At 62.8% G+C, this 19,528-nt stretch carries 19 protein-coding genes; 11 read left to right on the forward strand and 8 right to left on the reverse strand.

Going from position 1 to position 19,528, the window contains the following annotated elements; translation table 11 throughout:
- Positions 1–26 precede the first annotated feature (26 nt).
- Positions 27–1,214, forward strand: coding sequence for a 2-methylaconitate cis-trans isomerase PrpF (gene prpF / locus CUJ91_RS19315; RefSeq protein WP_107709103.1), 1,188 nt, complete (start codon positions 27–29; stop codon positions 1,212–1,214).
- A gap of 246 nt (positions 1,215–1,460) precedes the next feature.
- Entirely contained in the window at positions 1,461–1,901 is a 441-nt protein-coding gene (locus tag CUJ91_RS19320; protein WP_107709061.1) for a hypothetical protein, read from the forward strand.
- 24 nt (positions 1,902–1,925) lie between these two features.
- Here the strand turns inward: CUJ91_RS19320 and copM are convergent, their stop codons facing one another.
- Both copM and CUJ91_RS19330 read right to left on the reverse strand, forming a co-directional pair.
- Positions 1,926–2,339 carry a CopM family metallochaperone gene (copM, locus tag CUJ91_RS19325; protein WP_107709059.1) on the reverse strand — a complete coding sequence of 138 codons (414 nt, stop codon included), beginning with the start codon at positions 2,337–2,339 and terminating at the stop codon, positions 1,926–1,928.
- Between the two features lie 44 nt (positions 2,340–2,383).
- Positions 2,384–2,581, reverse strand: coding sequence for a heavy-metal-associated domain-containing protein (locus CUJ91_RS19330; RefSeq protein ID WP_107709101.1), 198 nt, complete (start codon positions 2,579–2,581; stop codon positions 2,384–2,386).
- A gap of 250 nt (positions 2,582–2,831) precedes the next feature.
- Between CUJ91_RS19330 and CUJ91_RS19335 the strand changes: the two genes are divergently transcribed.
- Together CUJ91_RS19335 and CUJ91_RS19340 are read left to right on the forward strand one after the other, a co-directional pair.
- A complete protein-coding gene (locus CUJ91_RS19335; RefSeq protein WP_107709057.1) occupies positions 2,832–4,421 on the forward strand; it encodes a tetratricopeptide repeat protein in 1,590 nt (529 codons plus the stop codon).
- Positions 4,422–4,577: 156 nt separating this feature from the next.
- The gene (locus tag CUJ91_RS19340; protein WP_107709055.1) at positions 4,578–5,585 is read left to right on the forward strand and encodes a zinc-dependent alcohol dehydrogenase family protein; all 1,008 of its coding nucleotides are present in this window, start codon (positions 4,578–4,580) and stop codon (positions 5,583–5,585) included.
- A 28-nt stretch (positions 5,586–5,613) separates the two neighbouring features.
- Here CUJ91_RS19340 and CUJ91_RS19345 read toward each other — a convergent pair whose 3' ends face one another.
- The gene (locus CUJ91_RS19345) at positions 5,614–6,237 is read right to left on the reverse strand and encodes an ABC transporter ATP-binding protein (protein WP_107709053.1); all 624 of its coding nucleotides are present in this window, start codon (positions 6,235–6,237) and stop codon (positions 5,614–5,616) included.
- A gap of 505 nt (positions 6,238–6,742) precedes the next feature.
- Between CUJ91_RS19345 and CUJ91_RS19350 the strand changes: the two genes are divergently transcribed.
- Positions 6,743–8,659 (forward strand): AAA family ATPase, encoded by a 1,917-nt coding sequence (locus CUJ91_RS19350; RefSeq protein WP_114156880.1) that lies wholly within the window; start codon positions 6,743–6,745, stop codon positions 8,657–8,659.
- 22 nt (positions 8,660–8,681) lie between these two features.
- Here CUJ91_RS19350 and CUJ91_RS19355 read toward each other — a convergent pair whose 3' ends face one another.
- The 3 genes from CUJ91_RS19355 to CUJ91_RS34035 form a co-directional block, all read right to left on the reverse strand.
- Positions 8,682–8,939, reverse strand: a complete 258-nt coding sequence (locus CUJ91_RS19355) for a hypothetical protein (protein WP_114157995.1) — start codon at positions 8,937–8,939, stop codon at positions 8,682–8,684.
- Positions 8,940–9,024: 85 nt separating this feature from the next.
- Positions 9,025–10,206 carry an acyltransferase family protein gene (locus CUJ91_RS19360; protein WP_244231061.1) on the reverse strand — a complete coding sequence of 394 codons (1,182 nt, stop codon included), beginning with the start codon at positions 10,204–10,206 and terminating at the stop codon, positions 9,025–9,027.
- 176 nt (positions 10,207–10,382) lie between these two features.
- Positions 10,383–10,649: a hypothetical protein gene (locus CUJ91_RS34035; RefSeq protein ID WP_153067641.1), complete on the reverse strand. Its 267-nt coding sequence runs from the start codon at positions 10,647–10,649 to the stop codon at positions 10,383–10,385.
- Positions 10,650–10,714: 65 nt separating this feature from the next.
- Here CUJ91_RS34035 and CUJ91_RS19365 point away from each other — a divergent pair, with 65 nt between their 5' ends.
- Both CUJ91_RS19365 and CUJ91_RS19370 read left to right on the forward strand, forming a co-directional pair.
- Positions 10,715–11,815 carry an OpgC domain-containing protein gene (locus CUJ91_RS19365; protein ID WP_114156882.1) on the forward strand — a complete coding sequence of 367 codons (1,101 nt, stop codon included), beginning with the start codon at positions 10,715–10,717 and terminating at the stop codon, positions 11,813–11,815.
- Positions 11,816–11,817: 2 nt separating this feature from the next.
- Entirely contained in the window at positions 11,818–13,515 is a 1,698-nt protein-coding gene (locus CUJ91_RS19370) for a tannase/feruloyl esterase family alpha/beta hydrolase (protein ID WP_114156883.1), read from the forward strand.
- A 215-nt stretch (positions 13,516–13,730) separates the two neighbouring features.
- Here CUJ91_RS19370 and CUJ91_RS19375 read toward each other — a convergent pair whose 3' ends face one another.
- The gene (locus tag CUJ91_RS19375; RefSeq protein WP_029966526.1) at positions 13,731–14,138 is read right to left on the reverse strand and encodes a hypothetical protein; all 408 of its coding nucleotides are present in this window, start codon (positions 14,136–14,138) and stop codon (positions 13,731–13,733) included.
- A 403-nt stretch (positions 14,139–14,541) separates the two neighbouring features.
- On the opposite strand from CUJ91_RS19375, the gene CUJ91_RS19385 reads away from it, so the two are divergent.
- Positions 14,542–15,468 (forward strand): ABC transporter ATP-binding protein, encoded by a 927-nt coding sequence (locus CUJ91_RS19385; RefSeq protein ID WP_006049154.1) that lies wholly within the window; start codon positions 14,542–14,544, stop codon positions 15,466–15,468.
- Positions 15,465–16,226, forward strand: a complete 762-nt coding sequence (locus CUJ91_RS19390) for an ABC transporter permease (protein ID WP_006049155.1) — start codon at positions 15,465–15,467, stop codon at positions 16,224–16,226. Before CUJ91_RS19385 ends, CUJ91_RS19390 begins: the two co-directional genes overlap by 4 nt.
- Positions 16,227–16,340: 114 nt before the next feature.
- On the opposite strand, the gene CUJ91_RS19395 is transcribed toward CUJ91_RS19390, so the two are convergent.
- On the reverse strand, positions 16,341–17,339 hold the full coding sequence (locus CUJ91_RS19395) for a helix-turn-helix transcriptional regulator (RefSeq protein ID WP_006049156.1): 999 nt from the start codon (positions 17,337–17,339) through the stop codon (positions 16,341–16,343).
- Between the two features lie 176 nt (positions 17,340–17,515).
- On the opposite strand from CUJ91_RS19395, the gene CUJ91_RS19400 reads away from it, so the two are divergent.
- Both CUJ91_RS19400 and CUJ91_RS19405 read left to right on the forward strand, forming a co-directional pair.
- Positions 17,516–18,439: an AraC family transcriptional regulator gene (locus tag CUJ91_RS19400; protein WP_114156885.1), complete on the forward strand. Its 924-nt coding sequence runs from the start codon at positions 17,516–17,518 to the stop codon at positions 18,437–18,439.
- A 586-nt stretch (positions 18,440–19,025) separates the two neighbouring features.
- Positions 19,026–19,451: a DUF3830 family protein gene (locus CUJ91_RS19405; RefSeq protein WP_029966520.1), complete on the forward strand. Its 426-nt coding sequence runs from the start codon at positions 19,026–19,028 to the stop codon at positions 19,449–19,451.
- Positions 19,452–19,528 lie beyond the last annotated feature (77 nt).

Raw genomic sequence — 19,528 nt, forward strand, 5'->3', positions numbered from 1 at the left:
TCACGATTTCGTTTCAGGACACTTTCATGGCGCATCAACCGCAGATCAGGATTCCGGCCACGTACATGCGTGGCGGCACGAGCAAGGGCGTGTTTTTTCGCTTGCAGGATTTGCCCGACGCGGCGCAAATGCCCGGCGCCGCGCGCGACGCGCTGCTGCTGAGCGTGATCGGCAGCCCCGATCCGTATGGCAAGCAGATTGACGGCATGGGCGGCGCGACGTCGAGCACGAGCAAGACCGTGATCGTCGGCAAAAGCAGCAGGCCCGATCATGACGTGGATTACCTGTTCGGCCAGGTGTCGATCGACAAGCCGTTCGTCGACTGGAGCGGCAACTGCGGCAATCTGTCGGCGGCGGTCGGACCGTTCGCGATCAGCGCGGGCCTGGTCGACGCGAGCCGCATTCCGCGCGATGGCGTGGCGACCGTACGCATCTGGCAGGCGAACATCGGCAAGACGATCATTGCGCATGTGCCGATGACGGGCGGCGCGGTGCAGGAAACCGGCGACTTCGAACTCGACGGCGTGACCTTCCCGGCTGCGGAAGTGCAGCTCGAATTCATGGACCCGGCTGCGGAAGAAGACGGCGCGGGCGGCTCGATGTTCCCGACGGGCAATCTCGTCGACGACCTGGAAGTGCCGGGCGTCGGCACGCTGAAGGCGACGATGATCAACGCCGGCATTCCGACCATTTTCGTGAATGCCGAAGCGATCGGCTACAAGGGCACGGAGTTGCAGGACGCCATCAACAGCGATGAAAAAGCGCTGGCCATGTTTGAGACGATTCGCGCTCATGGCGCGCTGCGTATGGGACTCGTTAAGAACTTGGACGAAATCGCGACGCGGCAGCACACGCCGAAAATCGCGTTCGTCGCGCGGCCCGCTGATTACGTGTCGTCGAGCGGCAAGCGGATCAATGCGGGCGATGTCGATTTGCTTGTGCGCGCAATGTCGATGGGCAAACTGCACCACGCGATGATGGGCACGGCGGCGGTGGCAATCGGCACGGCGGCGGCGATTCCGGGCACATTGGTGAACCTGGCGGCCGGCGGCGGCGAGCGCGAAGCCGTGAGGTTCGGGCATCCGTCGGGCACGCTGCGAGTCGGGGCCGAGGCGGCGCTCGCGGGCGGCGAGTGGGTCGTGAAGAAGGCGGTGATGAGCCGCAGCGCGCGCGTGTTGATGGAAGGTTGGGTGAGGGTGCCCGCGGCTGTTTAGCCATGCGACGTATCTCGGATTTGTGCGTCGATGGACGACCGCGGCTGCCAGGCTAGATGAAATAATTCGGGTGACGAAACATCGTCATATTTAGCTTGCCTGGTTGTACTTTCACGGCTCGGTACTCGCTATAATCAACAGCCCGTTGAAGAACAACCGATGACCAGGTTTGACCGCCTGCGATCGTAACCGCATCGTCCACAGCAGGATGCGGGCGACCCACTGATGTCTTAGAGAGATCGCACAATGAGTAAGAACAAGAAGCCGCCGCAAGCCGATTCTCGCCCGCCTGTCGATGCTCTCCAGTACGAAAAGCTCGCGTTGTCGGCTTTCCATTTCTGTGACCGGCAGATGAGCAAACTGGATACGCTGGTTGCACTTGCGTCCACGATATGTAGGAATCCTGCCGTCACGGCCGACGAGCGCCACCGTCAGCAGAGCATGCTCGAATTACTCGTCAGTACTGGCGAGCAGTATCGGCAGGAACTCGCGTGCGACCGCGAATTGTTCCAGGTTATCGGACTGGATGCAAAGGGAGTTGCCCGCAAGCGCATCACGGCGAGCCATGCCGCGCGCCTGCTGCAGGAGGCCGCGAACAGCGCGGCCGCCGCGCAGGCGGAGTCGGCAGACGACGCGTTGGCGGACGACATGGAAGCCGGTTCCGGAGCGGGCGCCACCCAGCACTGAGCGGCTCCGTCCTCGCCTGCGAGACTACTTCGCGCCGTGTTTCGCCTGCCAGCGTTGCATGAAGGCGATCTCTTCGTGCTGCGCCTTGATGATGTTCCTGGCAAGGCGCTTCAGTTCGGGGTCCTTGCCGTACTTGAGCTCGACCTGCGCCATGTCGACCGCGCCCTCGTGGTGCGGGATCATGTGCGCGACGAAGTCCTTGTCGGCGTCGCCGGTGTAGGCCGGCGCGCTCATGTTCTTCATCATCTTGTCGTCGGCGGCCTTGAATGCCGGCGTCGAGTCGCCCGAGCCGGCGTCGGCCGGTGAGGACATATCCATGCCGGGCATGGACGCCGTGTGCTGCGCATGGGCAGGCACGGCGGCAACGGCGCATGCGAGGCCGGCGGATACCAATACGCATAGGACACGAAGCGGGCGAAACGCGCGAAATTTGTTCATAGTCGATTCCCGTTTAAAAGCTCTGTCGAGCGAAACATACATGATCAGTTTTTTATCGACGGATGAAAGCCCGCCGCTTCGATCGCCTCGATCAGTTTCGCGGCCGGCAGCGTCGAAGCGATCTTGACGATTTTTGTGGACACGTCGATGTCAACGGCCGCAGCCGGATCGACACCGGTGAGCGCGCGAGCGATCGAGTTGGCGCAGCCGCCGCACGACATATCTTTTACCGCTAATTCCAGTTCCATTTCGAATCTCCTGAGATAAATCTCAGGGCCATCTTGGACCTTCCCACGGGGGTAAGGTCAAGTCCGTATCCCGGCGTTTTTACTTTATTGCTGACGCCAATGTGCGCGTCCGATTCGGAACGGTCCTACACAGGTTCCCGCGCGGGGCATCGATAATCGACGCAACTCGCAGTAACGCAGCGTTCGCAGCCCGTGCCCGGGCAACGCCTCCACGGTTCATCAACGCAATCTCATTCTTGCGATCATGCAAAGCCCAACTCCGCTGTCATCTGAAGTCTCATCTGAAGTCATCTCGCTCTGGTTCAACGAGGCGGAGGAGGCGCGCGTCGCAGGCCGGCTCGATACGGCGCAGGCGCTGCTCGACCGGATCATCATGCACGATTCGACGCACGCCGGGGCTCTTTATGCGCGTGGGCTGGTGGCGCTCGCGTCGGATCAGCTTCCGTTGGCGCAGCGCTGGATCGAGCGCGCGATCGAAGTCGAGCCGCAGCCGCCGTTCTTCGACATGCTGTGCCTCGTCCAGATCAAGCTGCGCATGTTCGCGAGCATCGCACAGACCGCGAAGGCGGGACTTGTCCATCAGCCGGATTCGCTCCCGCTTCACTACTACCTGGGCGTGGCGCTGCAATTGCAAGGGCGTGCCGACGAGGCCGCGGCTGTGTATCGGCGTTTGATCGAGCTGAAGCCGGACTACGCGCAGGCGCATGCGAACCTCGGCGTCGTCGTCAAGGATCTGGGCTCGTTGAGCGACGCGGAGCGGCATATCAGGCAAGCCATCGCGCTCGATCCCGCGAATCGCGGTGCGCGCGCGAGTCTCAGCCTGCTGCTGCTCGCGGCAGGCCGCTACGAAGAGGCGTGGCCGTACTTCGAGGAGCGCACGGCGAATTTCGTCGATGCTCGCGGGCAGCCCGCGTCGCAGGCGCCGCAACTGCCGTTGCCGCAATGGAAGGGCGAGCGCCCCGACGTGGTGGGCGGCGCGCATGGCCTGAACGCGAGCGGCGCGCGTCTGCTGGTGTTGCCCGAGCAGGGCCACGGCGACAGCCTGCAATTCGTGCGTTATCTGCCGCTCGCGCTCGAACGCTTTGCCCAGGTGGGCTATATCTGCCCGCCGTCGTTGCGGCGGCTTTACGAAGAGTCGTTGTGCGCCCGCTGGCCAGGTCTCGTGATGCTCGACGACGTCATGCCGGACATCAGTCAATGGGACTGGCAATGTCCGTTGATGTCGCTGCCGCTCGCGTTCGGCACGCGCCTCGACAACATTCCAGCCGACGCATATCTGTGCGCGGACCCGCAGCGCTCCGCGACCTGGCGCGCGAGACTCGACGCGTTGCCGCAACAAGGGCTGCCGCGCGTCGGCGTCGTGTGGGCGGGCGGTCACTCGGGGCTTACCGAAGACCGCGCACGCAGTCTGAGCTCGGCGCAAATGGCGCCATTGTTCGCGTCGTCGCCGCTTCGCTGGATCAGCTTGCAAAAGACCGACGACCTCGCGAAGCGTCCGAGCGCCGCCACGAAACCGTACTTGACCGACTGGATGGATGAAGTCGCGGACTTCGCGGACACCGCGGCGATTATCGACAACCTCGATCTGGTCATTTCCGTCGATACGTCGGTCGCGCATCTCGCCGCTGCGATGGGCAAGCCGGTCTGGCTGCTCAATCGCTTCGCCGGTTGCTGGCGCTGGCTGCGCGATCGCGAAGACAGTCCGTGGTATCCGGGCGTGCGCATCTTCACGCAGCCGGAGCGGGACAATTGGACGGACGTCATCGCGCGTATCGCGGAGGAACTGAAGCGTCGTTATGAACTGGGCAAGACGTACGGCTCTTTTGTGCGCTAGCGGGCTGGCATCGCGGCTTCGTGTTGGCCCCGTAAAACAAACATAAACGCGCGGTTCGCGATGCCGCGCTCGCCGACATGCAACACCTGCTTGCGATATTCTTTGGCGAAGCAGGGCGCGCGTCGAGCGCCTGACAAAACCTAAAGGAGCCGCGATATGAAAGCCGTCAAGATTGGATCACCCGCCAGCGTCGATAGTCTCCAGGTGGTCGACATCGGCGATCCTGGACAGCCCGGCGCGGGCCAGCTTCGGGTTCGCATTCACGCGAGCTCGTTGAACTTCCATGACTATGGCGTCGTGAGCGGTGTGTTGCCCGCCGAGGCCGGGCGTATTCCGATGGCGGACGGCGCGGGCGTCGTCGAGGCGGTCGGCGCAGGCGTCGACGGATTCAAGGCCGGCGATCACGTGGTGTCGTGTTTCTTCCCGTTCTGGGAGAACGGCCCGCCCGCCATCGGCGACTTCACGACCACACCGGGCGACGGCGTCGACGGCTATGCGCGTGAAGTCGTCGTGCTGCCGAGCCGGTATTTCACGCATGCGCCGCAGGGTTATAGCCATGCCGAATCCGCGACGCTGACGACCGCGGGGCTCACCGCGTGGCGGGCGCTCGTGGTTGACGGTCAGTTGAAGGCGGGCGCCACGGTGCTCGTGCTCGGCACCGGCGGCGTGTCGATCTTCGGCTTGCAGCTTGCGAGAGCCATGGGCGCGTCGGTTATCGCGACGTCTTCATCGGATGCGAAGCTCGAGAAGCTGCGCGCGCTCGGCGCAGATCATACGATCAACTACCGCGACAATTCCGAATGGGGCAAGGAAGTGCGCTCGATGACCGGCGGCCGAGGCGTCGATCATGTGATCGAAGTGGGCGGCCCGGGCACGTTGCCGCAGTCGATCACGGCTTGCCGGATCGGCGGGCATATTGCGCTGATCGGCGTGCTGACGGGCCGCGCCGGCCCCGTGCCGACCGCGGCGCTGATGGCGCGGCAACAGCGGCTGCAAGGCTTGATCGTCGGCAGCCGGCAGGACCAGCGCGATATGATCCGCGCGCTCGAAGTGACGGGCATCAAGCCGGTGATCGACAGCACGTTCGAACTCGCGCAACTCGCGGATGCGTTCAGGCACGAGGCGTCGGGTGCGCACTTCGGGAAGATCTGCGTGTCGATTTGAGCGCGGCGCGGTGCACGGCCCGCCAGGTTTAGCCGCGCTGCGCGAGATCGGCAAACGTGATGCGGCTAGCCGCGCAGGCTTCAGTGAACGCTTCGTCATAGCTCGAGAAAAACACCGTGCGAGTTTGCGCGAGTGTCGTGAAGAGATCGACCAGCACGGCGCGCGCGGCGGCGTCGAGTCCACCTACGGGCTCGTCGGCGATCAGCACGCTGGTTTCGCCGAGCATCGCCGAGGTCAGAAAGAACTTCTTGCGCGTGCCGAACGACATCTGTTCGAAGCGCTTGTCCATATGCGGCGTGAGCCCGAAACAATCGGCGAGCGTCAGCGTGGCGTCGCTGACGCTCGCGTTGCGCGCCGCGGCCACGCGCTGCAAGTACTCGCGGCCGGTCGGATCGGGCGACGGCATGCAATCCTCTGGCACGTACGTCAAAAGCGATCTCGCGACGGCGGGCGCCGCGTTCACCGAATGGCCGCCGATCCAGACATCGCCGGAATCGGCTGCAAGCGCGCCGGCGAGAATCGCGAGCAAGGTGGATTTGCCGCTTCCCGACTCGTCGTTGAGCGCGACGCAACCGGCGGCGGAGTCGTGATGCAGTTCCGCGAAAACGATGCGGTCGTTATAGCGCTTGCTGAGGTTTTCGAATCGAAGCATAAGTTGTGGCGTGTTGAATGTGCGTGCCGCGCAGGGGCATGTCGCCGTCTCCGCAATCAAGCGCTGACGAATGGCGAAGCCTAACAAAAAATGCGCGCGGTCCAGAAACGAATAATCAGGAACAATTGACCGATTACCGCTCGACAGCGCATGACAAAAAATAGGGCGGGTTGAAAATGATAGGTCTACAGAATACACGGCCTTTTTTACGCTGCTAAACTGTGCGCCGGAGCAGTTTTCTACCGCATCTCATGCGCGGCTTGCGCCCTATATTCCGCCTTCATCAAACGGCGGGATAGGCGGTAGAAACAGGCCTTTTCTGCGATTTGGAAGAAGCAGCCGCACGGCATACTGGCTCGTACGCGACTGGTAAAAGGGATGCATGGTTGGGCATCCTCTCTTCCGGGCAGGCGTGGCGTCGCGAAAGCCGATTCCTCTCCCAACCGCTCATCCTCTGATTTGACATGTATTAGGGCTCGCTCGGGCCTGTTTTTGGAAGTGACTCATGAAGCCGGGAAAGAACTCGCTTGAGAAAAGACGTGCGCGCAAAATCACCGTGGTGGCTGTGGCCGCGCTCATTGCATTCGTGCTCGCATTCAGTTTGTGGCATTACCAGCAGCGCTCGGCGCAGGTCGCGCCCGCGCTAACCGGCGTCGCGAGTCAGATGCGGCACGATACGTCCGCGTGGACGCGCGAGGAGAAAGACGCGTCGCAAATGCTGCGCGACATTCATGACGCGAACGTTGCGGCGATCGGCGTGAGTCCGAGTGCGATTCTCGTGTCGAAGCGCGACGGTTCGAAGTACTTCGTGACCGATCACAACGCGACGTTCTCGCATGCGCTGCTGCTTGGCGAACCTAAAACCGGCGACGCCGCTTCCTATCAGCTCGTGTGGTTGCCCGACGCAGACATTCGCACGGGCGGCTCGCGCTGGCTTCAGGTGTTCGACCAGACGCGCGACGTAATCAGCCTGCTTCTGCCGCTGCTGCTGATCGGCGGCATGGTGTGGTTCATGCGCCGCGAAATGCGCGGCGGCGCGTCGCTGTTGACGAAAGCGCCCACGCTGCGCTTCGACGACGTGATCGGCGCGAACGAAGCGAAGGCGGCGCTCGCGGACATCCGCGGTTATCTGTCGAGCCCGAAGCAATTCACGTCGATGGGCGTGCGCGCGCCCTGCGGCATTCTGATGGTGGGCGGCCCGGGCGTCGGCAAGACGCGGCTTGCGCAGGCGCTGGCCGGCGAATGCGGCGCGAACTTCATCTCGATCACCGGCAGCTATTTCAGCGCGAAGTATTACGGCGTCGGCATCCAGAAGGTCAAGCACCTGTTCGAAATGGCGCGCAAGAATGCGCCGACGGTGATCTTCATCGACGAAGCCGACGGCCTCGCGAAGCGCACCGACACAGGCGGCGGCCCTGTCGAAGCCGAGAGCAACCGCATCATCAATCAGCTGCTCGCGGAAATGGACGGTTTCGCTTCGAACGAAGGCGTGATCATCGTCGCGGCCACGAACCATCCCGACAATCTCGACGAGGCATTGCGCCGGCCGGGCCGTTTCGATCGCACGGTGCAGGTTCGCCTGCCGGATCGCGAAGACCGCGCGAAGATTTTCCGCTTCTATGCGGAGAAGCTGAAATCGAAAGCGGCGGACATCGACTACGATCAGCTCGCGCGTCTGACCACGGGTCTGTCACCCGCGACCGTCGCGATGGTCGTGAACCAGGCGGGGCTCGTCGCGCGCAAGGCCGGCGACACGGAAATCGCGGCCAGGCATTTCATCGAGGCAATCAAGATTGCGCGTATCGGCGACGTGAGCGGCGCCGAGCGCGCGCTGACCGAAGACGAACGCACGCGCATCGCCGTGCACGAAGCGGGGCATGGTCTCGTGGCCGCGCTGCTCGGCACAGGCGTACTCGAAGAAGTCACGATTTTGCCGCGTGGCGGCGCGCTCGGCGTGGCGCTGATTACCAAGGCGCAGGACAAGCATCTGTACCGCGAGACCGAGATACGCAACGAGATCAAGGTGCTGCTCGGCGGTCGCAACGCGGAAATTCTCGCGTTCTCCGAGGCATCGAGCGGGGCGGCTTCCGATTTGCAGGAGGCTTCGCGCATCGGCCTCGACATGGTGTCCAAGTTCGGCTTTAACAGCGACGGCAATCTGTTCAGCCTCGCCGCGTTGCCTTCGCAATACGCGGGTCTTCAGATGAAGAGCGCGATCGAGCAGGCGAACGTGCTGCTGAAGGAATTGAACGAGCAGTGCTATGGCCTGCTGCATGCGTACGAGCCGGTGCTGCGTGCTATCGCCGACGAACTTCTCGAGCACGAAACCGTGCCTGGCGAGACGGTGTATCGGCTGATCAGGGAGCATAAAAGCACGCTAAAGATCGTGCACGAGCAGGAGCCTGAGCCCGAAGCCGCGTGATAGCGGGCGAGCCGAGGCCACGCTAGGCGAAGTCGGATGGCCCCGGCGGCGGAACGCCCGGAGGCGTCTCCGTTTCGCCCAAAGGGTCGCGCTTCGCTTCGTCGTCATCCGATGGCGGCGTTTCGCCTTTCTCGGGCAGCGGCTGATCAAGCCCCGGTTCGACCGGCGTCGGGATTGCATCGCCGATAGGCTTTGAGACCTCGGTGGGTGGACCGCCGGGGTCTTTTGTTTCGTCTGGCTTCTGGTCGTGCTGGTTCGGGCTATCGGGCTGAGTGGCCACGGCGCATCTCCAGTTGATCGCAGTCATGACAAGCAGGCAGCAATGCCTGTGCCACGGGGTCGACTTCAAGCGACTTCAACCAACCTCAAGCAACGTCAGACCACCTCGGAAGCCCTTCGTCGTCTGTCAGCAAACGAGCGCCGCGCTTATCCTGCTGCGGCGCTGCAGACTTCGCGTTATCCACCGAAGCCCGCCGCGTCTTCAATCGAAGAATCGGCTCTTCAATCATCCGCCATGACAGCAGCGCGAGCCCGAGCGAAATGCCGAACGACGCGGCAATTCCGAGCGCATGCGCCCACAACGGCACTGCACCGCCGAACAACGCCTGCGCGCGATGGTTGCGGGTCAGGTCGGGAATCAGGTTGTGATACAGATAGAAGCCGTAGCTGATACGCCCCAGCCCCGCGAGCCAGCGCGTTTCCAGCAGACCCACGACGACCGCGTTGCGGCAGCATGCAATCGAACACACGAGCGCCGCGATGCACACCCCATACACGGCATTGACGACGGTGAACAGCAGCGGATCGTGCAACTCGCTCCACACCGGCTCGCTCGCGCAAAAGCCCACGAGACAAACGCTCAACGCAAACAGCGTGGCGCCGTGGCCGAGCCACGCACGCACACCGCCTGCGTCGCCGGCGACCATCAGGCCGCCCATTCCGCCGAGCGCCAATAGCCAGAAGTTGCTCAACGGATGCGTGTAGATCGTGATCTCCTGCCAATGCCCGGCGCGCATCGCGAAGAGCGCAACGAGTCCCGTCGCCGCGATCATCACGCACGCGACGAAATGGCGGCGCGCGGCAAGCAGCAACAGCAGCGGCGCGACGACGAGATAGAACTGCTCCTCGATCGCGAGACTCCACAAATGCGAGTAGCGCCCTGGCCAGTAATGCAACACTGAGCCGATCCAGAAGTTCGACAGATAAGCGAAATGAAACGGCATGCCGCTCGCCAGTTCCGGACTCGCGATGCCGAAGAGCATCAGCACGCACATCACGGTCAGCATCAGGTAATAAATCGGGAAGATGCGCAACGTGCGGCGAAACAGAAAACGCTTCAGCTCCACGACGAACCCGCTGCCGTTTTCTTCGATGCGAAGCCGTTGTGCCGAGAGAATGCCGATAATCAGAAAGCCGCTCAGCGCAAAGAAGATCCATACGCCGAGATGGCCTATTTCGCCGATGTCGCCGAATAGCCGGTGCTGAAGAAAGACCATTAGGACTGCAATGGCGCGCAGTCCGTCGAAGCCGGCGATTCTTTTGTTCATGTGAGTGTCTTCCAATGCGAAGGCGGTGCGCGTGCGCGAACCGTTCAGGCCGGAAATGGAAGGACCGGTGCCGCGTGAATGACCGGGCAGGCGTATCCGGTCCACATGAGTGGCCGCCGTGCGGAGCATCGTTCGAGCGGGACGCGCGAACTCCGACGGTCGTGCATGAAACCATCCTACGATGAAAAAAAGCGAAAAAAATCGCACACCGCAATGCGCGGATTTTTTTCGGCGGCAATTACCGGTGCATTCGCAAATAGCTGTGAAAGCCGCAAAACTTGCCGCGCATCGAATGCGCTTTCCATCGCGAATTCTGAATTGCGTGAATCGCCGTAATCGCGCCCATCGCCTGAATCACAATTACCGCTTGCCGACAGCGCGATTTCAGATTGCCACCGCGCCACTGCAAACAGGAGGCTGCCTGTCAGCGCGCATGAACTCATCGCACGACGCCGCCCCAAACGTTATATCGTGCTGTGTTGCTGGATAACCTTGCTGCGAGAACCGAATGGACATTCGCCGCGGACGCTCCGTCGAAGTCGACTTCTTTCGCGGGGTCGTGCTGATCGTCATCGTGCTCGATCACATGCCGGGCAGCACGCTTTCGCATCTGATGCTGCATGCGTACGCGTTGTGCGATTCGGCGGAAGTGTTCGTGTTCCTCGGCGGCTATGCGTCGGCGGCGGCCTATACGGCGGTGCTCGCCACGCGCGGCGAGAAGGCCGCTAATCTGCGCTTCGTGCTGCGTTGCTGGGAAATCTACCGCGCCTATCTGTTGACGGCGCTGCTCACGCTGCTTTCGGGCGCGGTGCTCGCGTTCCTCAATCTGAATCACGCGATGATCGACCTTACCGGCTGGTCGCCTTTCGCCGCGAGGCCGCTGCATCAGGCGCTTGAAATCGCGGTGTTGCGCCGGCAGCCGTATCTGTCGAGCGTGCTGCCGATGTACGTGTTTTACGCGCTGCTGGTGCCGGCCATGGTGCCGCTGGCCATGCGCTCGCGCGTGGCGGCGCTGGCCCTGAGCGCCGCCGTATGGTGGCTCGCGCGGCCGCTCGCGGCGCTTCTAAGCATTGACGACATCGCCGACTGGGCTTTTAATCCGTTTGCGTGGCAACTGATGTTCGTGCTCGGCATCGTGTGCCGCCTGGCGCCGGTCAGCGAGCGCTTTCATGCAGGCAAGGCCGCTCGCTGGTTGACGTGGGCGGCCGTCGCCGCCGTGCTCGCGTTTGCCGCGGTTAAACTTTTCGTGTTGACGCAGCCTTTGCCCGGCACCCTTAAACAGAATCTTTCCGTGGATCGCGTGATCAATTTCATCGTCATAGCATGGCTTGCCGCGCGGCTCGTGCGCTTGGGCAGCATCGCGCGGCTTGCCCAGCGCCTGCCTGCTGTCGTCACCGTGGGGCGCACGGGGCTCGTGTGTTTTGTCGGCGGCACGCTCGTGTCTCTGATCGTCGATACGGCGACGCCTCACATGTTTCATGGCTTTCGCGGCGTGCTGATCGGGCTGGCCGGCGATGTCGTCGCGATCGGCGCACTGCTGATTCTTGCGCGCGGCTGGCACGGATGGAAAGGGCAGCAACTGCGCGCGGCAGCGAGCGGGGCGCGTTGAGGATGAGGGCGCGCTCGCGCCGCACGGCTGTTCCGCGAGCTTCGCGGCTATGCGCATTAGCAATCTCGGTCGCAATAGCGGCCACGCTTGCCGGCGTGCTGCCCGGACCCGGCTCGCGTACGGTGCTCGCCGCGCAAAAGGAGGCGCCGCTTTGGATGCGTTGCGCCGAATTCGCGGGCGCCGTCTTGCCGCCGGAACTCATCGCATTGCCGACTGCGGGCGCGCAGATCGAGAGCGCGTCGATGGTCGGCGCGACCGCGCCGGGCAATCAGCAGGGCGGCGAATACTGCCGCATCACGGGGCGCATCAAGGCGGCGAAGCCGACCACGCCCGACATCCGCTTCGACCTGAATCTGCCGCGCCACTGGAACGGCCGCGCGCTGCAAGTGGGCGGCGGCGGCTATAACGGCGTGGTGGTGAGCGGCGTCGGCGTGATGCCGTTTTCACCGGATCGCGCGCCGCTCGCGCAAGGCTATGCGACCTTCGGCGACGATTCCGGGCATGTGGGCGATTCGTCGTTGGCGGTGTTCGGTCTCGTCGACGAAGCCGTGACGAACTTCGGCTATGCGCACCTGAAGAAGACACACGACGCCGCGCTTGCGTTGATCGCGCGCGCTTATGGGCGGCCGCCGCAGCGCATGTATTTCGCCGGCGGCTCGACCGGTGGCCGCGAAGGTTACACGGTGATGCAGCGCTTTCCCGACGACTACGACGGCGTGATCGCCAATTCGCCGGCACTCAATTTTTCCGGCGTGCGGCTCATCGGCGTGAAGGTCGGCCAGGCCGAATATGCGACGCCGGGCGGCTTCATCCCGCCGCTGCTGCTGGATCATGTGTATCGACGAACGCTTGCGGTTTGCGACCGGCTCGACGGCGCCGCCGACGGCATCGTGAGCGACGTCGCCGCATGCCGGGAGCATGAAGCGGAGATCGTCGATTCGTTGCGTTGCGCGGGGCACATGCTGCCACGCGACGAATGCGTCACCGAGCCGCAACTCGCTACGTTGATGGTGCTGCGCGATGGTTTGTCGCTGCCGTACAAGCTGGCCTGGAACGTCGGCGGTTATCGCGGTTACAACGTTTTTCAGGGCACTTATTTCGCGGGTTCACTGGGCCTCGGGCACCAGGCCGAACGGCTCGCGACGCCGAGATTCTTCGCCAACGGTTACCTGTTTGCGCAGGGCGACGGCTATGTGCGTTACTTCGTTGCACACGACGCGGACTTCGACTCGCTGAAGTTCGACCCGCAACGTCCCGGCAAATATCGCACGCAATTGATCGCGCTGTCGCAGACCATCGGCGCAATGAACACGGACCTCGCGCGCTACATGGCGCGCGGCGGCAAGCTCATCACGCTGCAAGGCCTCGCCGATGAAGTCATCAGCCCCAATCAGACGATTGCCTACCGTCAGGCGCTCGTCGATCGTTACGGTGTGGACGAGGTCAACCGTTTCATGCGTCTGTACATGGTGCCGGGGTTTCAGCATGGCAGCGGTGCATTTGTGCCGTCGGTGGATCTGCTGGGCGCACTCGATAGCTGGGTCACGCGCGGCGCGTCGCCGGAAACGCTGATCGCCACCGACATCGCCGCGGCGACCAATGGACGCTCGCGACCGTTGTGCCGCTATCCGACGTTTCCGCGTTACACCGGTAAAGGGAATGTGAATCTGGCGAGCAGCTTCGTATGCGCGGAGCCGTAGCAGCGAAGCGCGACTTCTTTACATTGGAGCCGTTGCAAAATCCACCATCGACGCTGGAGCATTGCAAGCGCTCGGATTGCGGGTGAAAAAACAAATGGACGGCGATGCCGTCAAGCGGCGCCGCCGTCCATCTTTCCACGCGCTCTTAAATCAGGGCCTCGAATTCAATCAACCGCTTGAGGCTCGAGCGCCGACTTCCCTCAGGCTTCCCTCAATTACTGCCCGTTCTGCATCGTACCGTTAGTACCGCTCGTGCCGCTGCGCGTACCGTTGCTCATGCTGCCGCTATTCGAACGGTTCGTGGTCGCGCTGTTCGGCGATGCGCCGGTGCCCGTGCCCATGCCGCCGCCGGTGCCGGTCACGCCCGGCGAGCCATAGCCGGAATCGCCGGGGTGCTTCATCGTGCCGGGGCCGACGCCTGGCGCCGCGGTGCCGCCCGCGCCGCCCGTCGTGCCGCCGCCGGCGCCCACGCCGTTACCGCCGCCCGCACCCGCTGCCGCACCACCGCCGCCCATGCCGCCGCTACCGCCGGCACCGGCACCGCCGCCCGCTTGTGCAAAGGCTCCGCCCGAGAGTGCCATTACGAGCGCTGAAGCAAAAATCGTTTTGGTAAAGCGTTTCATGGTTCATCTCCATAGAGTCGATTGATGTCACGCGAGCGCCTTGCACTCACATGAACAAACTGCCGCAAGCACTGTGCCTTGGATGCCGGCGCGACGCGCACGGGCGCAGCAGCACGGCTGAAATCGAGCACGCGGCGTTCCCGGGACGGTGGCGGCGGGAGTCTGCTGGGCGAGCGGGGAACGCTGCGGGAGACGACGCGCATCGCGCCCATATCGTTACGGAAACCGAACTATCTTGCGCTGCAGCGAAACGGCTCGGCGATGAGTTCGGCGGTACGCGACTTCCCGTAGACTTCGATCCGTTGCGCTGCAGGCTTTCGCAGTTTCCATTACATTGCGGGTGCGGCCGCGCTTGCGCGTCATTTCATCCACTTAAACAACGGTGTCTGCCATCGTCGAATCCATGCAGCCAATCGTCTCAGTCACGAATCTGTCGAAAACCTATGCAAGCGGTTTTCAGGCGCTCAAAAACATCAACCTCGGGATCAACCGCGGAGAAATCTTTGCCCTCCTGGGGCCAAACGGGGCGGGCAAGACCACGCTCATCAGCATCATCTGCGGCATTGTCAACGCTAGCGAAGGCAGCGTGATGGTGGACGGCCGCGATATCGCCGCCGACTATCGCGGCGCGCGCTCGCTGATCGGCCTCGTGCCGCAGGAACTCACCACCGATTCGTTCGAAACCGTCTGGGCGACCGTCTCGTTCAGCCGCGGCCTGTTCGGCAAGCCGAAGAATCCCGCGCATATCGAGAAGGTGCTGCGCGATCTGTCGCTGTGGGAGAAGCGCAATAGCAAGATCATTACGCTGTCGGGCGGCATGAAGCGGCGCGTGCTGATCGCGAAGGCGCTGTCGCACGAACCTCGCGTGCTGTTCCTCGACGAACCCACGGCCGGTGTCGACGTCGAATTGCGCCGCGATATGTGGAAGCTCGTGCGTTCGCTCGCGGCAAGCGGCGTGACGATCATCCTGACCACGCATTACATCGACGAAGCTGAGGAAATGGCGGACCGCATCGGCGTGATCAACGGCGGCGAGATCATGCTCGTCGAAGAGAAGACCGAACTCATGCGCAAGCTCGGCAAGAAGCAGTTGACGCTGCAACTGGAGAGTCCGCTCGACGCACTGCCGCCCGCGCTCGCCGGCTATGGGCTCGACGTCGCCAAAGGCGGCAACGAACTGATCTACACGTATGAAGGCGACGGCGGCCGCACGGACATCATCGCGCTGCTCAAGGCGCTCGACGACGCCAGCATCCGTTTCAAGGACCTGCATACCACGCAGAGTTCGCTTGAAGACATCTTCGTGAGCCTGCTTCGAGGTAATCAATGAACATCTACGCCATTCGCGCGATCTACAAGTTCGAGATGGCGCGCACCTGGCGCACGCTGATGCAAAGCATCATCGCGCCGGTGATTTCCACGTCGCTATACTTTGTCGTGTTCGGCGCGGCCATCGGCTCGCGTATCAAGGAAGTGGACGGCATCAGCTACGGCGCGTTCATCGTGCCGGGGTTGATCATGTTGTCGCTGCTGTCGCAAAGTATTTCGAACGCGTCGTTCGGCATTTACTTTCCGCGCTTTACCGGCACCATCTACGAGTTGTTGTCCGCCCCCGTGTCGTATCTCGAGATTGTCGTGAGTTATGTGGGCGCGGCGGCTACCAAGTCGATCCTGCTCGGGCTCATCATTCTCGCCACCGCGGGCCTGTTCGTGCCGCTGCAAGTGCAGCATCCGTTCTGGATGATCCTGTTTCTCGTGCTGACCGCGGTCACGTTCAGTCTGCTCGGGTTCATCATCGGCATCTGGGCGGATAGTTTCGAGAAGCTGCAACTCGTGCCGCTGCTGATCATCACGCCGCTGACGTTCCTCGGCGGGAGCTTCTATGCGGTGAACATGCTGCCGCCGTTCTGGAAGATCGTGACGCTGTTCAATCCGATCGTCTATCTGGTGAGCGGATTCCGCTGGAGCTTCTACGGTCTCGCGGATGTCAACGTCGAAATAAGCCTCGCCATGACGGCGCTCTTTCTCGCGGTGTTTCTTGCGATCGTTGCGTGGATCTTCAAGACGGGCTACCGGTTGAAGAGCTAGGCGCAAAGCGCACGCATTAAAAAAACGGCGTGGCGGCGGGAAGCCGCCACGCCGTTTTCGTGGCCTGCCTGCACTACGTGCGTGCTCCGTGCGTACTCCGCGTACTACCCGCGTCTACGACACGTAAGCCTTCGCGACGTTGATCAGTTGCACGCGATTGCGCACATTGAACAACTGCCGCAAGCGGCGCAGATGGTAGTCCACATTGTGCGGCGACAGCCCGAGGAAATACGCGATTTCCTTGTCGCGCTGCCCCTGAACCACCGCCTTCAGCACTGCGTGCTGCAACTCGCTCAACGTCACGCGATGCTGCTGCGCGGGCGTCATGCCGATCACGCTCTTCGCGTGCGTCCAGATGAACTCATGAATCGTGTGCGCGAACATCAGCGTTTCGGCCACGATCGATTCGGTCATCCAGCGCGGATTGGCGATCTCCGAGTTAAAGCACAGGCTCGCGCTCAGTTCCGGCTCGGGCAGCGGCATCTGCGTGAGAATGCCGCTCTTGCGCCCGGTTGCCTCCAGCATGTCGATCAGCCCGCCGAGCCGCTCGCTGCGCATTTGCGCACGCGGCAGATCGGCGCGCATGTCGACCGTGTTCCAGAGGAACGGCATGCCGGTCGGCGACGCGAGCGCCACGCGCGGATCGAGCTCGAAATAACGCTCGCGGAAATAGCGCGTGAGCCAGCTTTGCGACTCGTAGCTCGTCAGCACGAACATGGTCTTGCGATGCGCCGACGTGCGCGTGGCCGTATAGCTGAACGAGTTGAAGCCCAGTTGCCTGATGCGCTGCCGCACGAATTCGATGCGGTCCTGCGCACTGCCGAAACGCACCAGCGGACTGATGACCGGCGCGCGCCGCGCGGCCGGCGCGGGCGTGCCGATCTCTTCCTCGGTGAACAGCGTGAGGAAGCCTGCGGGCGCCGCGCCTGTTGCCGCGCGGCCAGATACGATCGATGCTTCAGCCGCGTGGGCTGACTTCGCGGCCTGCCGCGTACCGGCCGGGTAGGCCGGTTGTGCGGTGACCGCTGGGTTGTATGCTGCCGACGCATGGCCGGCTTCGCCCTGCGGCGAACCGGTCAGCCAATGCGGCAGCGTATCGCATTCGTGTTCCATGAAACGGTAGCTCCGGCGTTCGAAACGCGTGAAAGACGACAACCTGAATGATTAGCTATTTCCAAAAATTACGGTAGCCGGTTCCTTGCTATCATTTTTGCGATCTTGCGCTGACAGCCGACCGGCCACGCGGGTTTGACGGGTTTCTCTCTTTTGCATACGGCACCTCCTTGGGAATGGACGTGAAGACACGAATTCCAAAGCTGACAACGACGCTTGCCTACGACCGCTACATGGCGGGCCAGAAACTGGTGTCGAGCGTGGATCGCCCGTGGCGGCATCTGGTGTTGCGCTCCTATCTCGAGCCGGACGAGCAGGAACTGCTGGAAGCGCCCGGCCTGCAGGACCTCACGCTGATGACGCTGGCAAGCGGCGCCGAGCATCTCGAGCGCAATCTGAACGGGCGCTGGGAAAGCGCCGAACTGCGAGTGGGCGAACTCTGGTATGTGCCGCCCGCGCCGATTTCCTGGCGCTGGCGTTCGATCAGCGATGAGCCGCTGTCGACCGTCCATTTACATATCGAGCGCAGCCTGATCGACAGCGTCGCAGATCAGATGGAGCTCGGCGGGTCGTGCCGCGAACTGTCGCTCGGCGACGCGATGCGGTTTCACGATCCGCTGGTCGCCGCGATGCTTTCTGCATTGCATCGCGCCGCCAGTGATCCGGCCGACTCGCGCCTGTATGTCGATGCGCTGGTTCACGCGCTCGCCGCGCATCTTCTTCAACATTATTCGCGCGGCCGGGAAGCGGGCACGGCGCGCTTCGATCAACCCGAACGGCTGGTGCCGCGCCGCATCCGGCGTGTAACCGATTACATCCGGGCGAATCTCAATGCGGACCTGACCATCGGCGAACTTGCCGCGCAGGCCGGTTTAAGCAACTTCCACTTTGCTCGCGTGTTCCGCCGCGAAACCGGCGAAACGCCGCATCAATACGTGACGCGCTTGCGGCTCGAGGAAGCGGCCAGGCTCTTGCGTTCGACCGATCAGACCGTGCAGCAGATCTCAATTGCGGTTGGTTACGAGAATGCCAGTCATTTCTCCGTGCAGTTCAAGCGTGATTACGGCGTGACGCCGCTGGCTTACCGGTTGCGCGGCTGACGTGCGGACCGTGCGGCAGCCAACGCTTGCGCCGGTAAGCGATCAGCAACGGACAAGCAGCCGACCAGCAAATGGCCAGTTCAGCCTCAGACAGGTTATTGGACAAGGGCCGGCAACGGCCGGCAACACTAGGCAACAGCGGCAACAGCGGCAACAGCCGGTGATGGACGGCGTCCGCTGCGCTCGCCGCTGCGAGCGGTGCCCTCCGATGCATGGCGGCGCTGCGCCTTTCGTTCGCGCTTGGTTTGGCGGCCGGCCGGACTGCGCCACGCAGGAAGAAGCGAAGCTGGAAGCCGTCTGTAGGAATCACGCACCTTTCGAAGTGTGCTGTGCATTGCGCGGCTTGCAAACTACGAACTTTCGTGGCGCGACAACCTGCAAAGCTGGCATGGCCATGCTATGTCGACTCACGCACGGTCCGATCGGCGCGTGGCGCTTGCGGTCGAACTGGCCTGACCGGGCCCGCGCGAACTGTATCTGTCGAACCCTTGCACGGCACGACAGAATGACCAGCCCACGGCTTGGCCCGAGCCGCGTCTGACCGACCACTTCATCCAACATTCACCGTCATACCGGATATCAAGCGATGACCCGACTTCGAATCACCTCCTGCGGCCATGTCTTTATCGCCGAAACGAACCCCGACGCGCCGCAAACCGTGGCCGCTTTCCTGAAGCTGTTGCCGTACCGGCAGAAGATCATCCATGTGCGCTGGAGCGGCGAAGGCTGCTGGGTGCCGCTCGGCGAATTCAAGCTCGAGAACGACGGCGCGGCGGTCGGCTTCGAAAATCACACGAGTCATCCGTCGGTCGGCGACATCCTGTTTTATCCGGGCGGCTATAGCGAAACCGAAATTCTGATCGCCTACGGCTCGTGCTGCTTCGCGAGCAAGATGGGACAGCTCGCGGGGAACCACTTCCTGACCATCGTCGAAGGCAAGGAGAAGTTGCGCGAAGTCGGCGTCAAGGTTTTGTGGGAAGGCGCGCAAGACGTGCTGTTCGAAAAGATCTGAGCATCGCCAGGCGTTTTTCGGACGCCCATGTAAGTTGCACGCGCGGCGTCTGCGTCGCGCGGTCCCGCTTTGATTGC

This window comes from Paraburkholderia graminis (assembly GCF_003330785.1).
GTDB classification, from domain to species: Bacteria; Pseudomonadota; Gammaproteobacteria; order Burkholderiales; family Burkholderiaceae; genus Paraburkholderia; species Paraburkholderia graminis.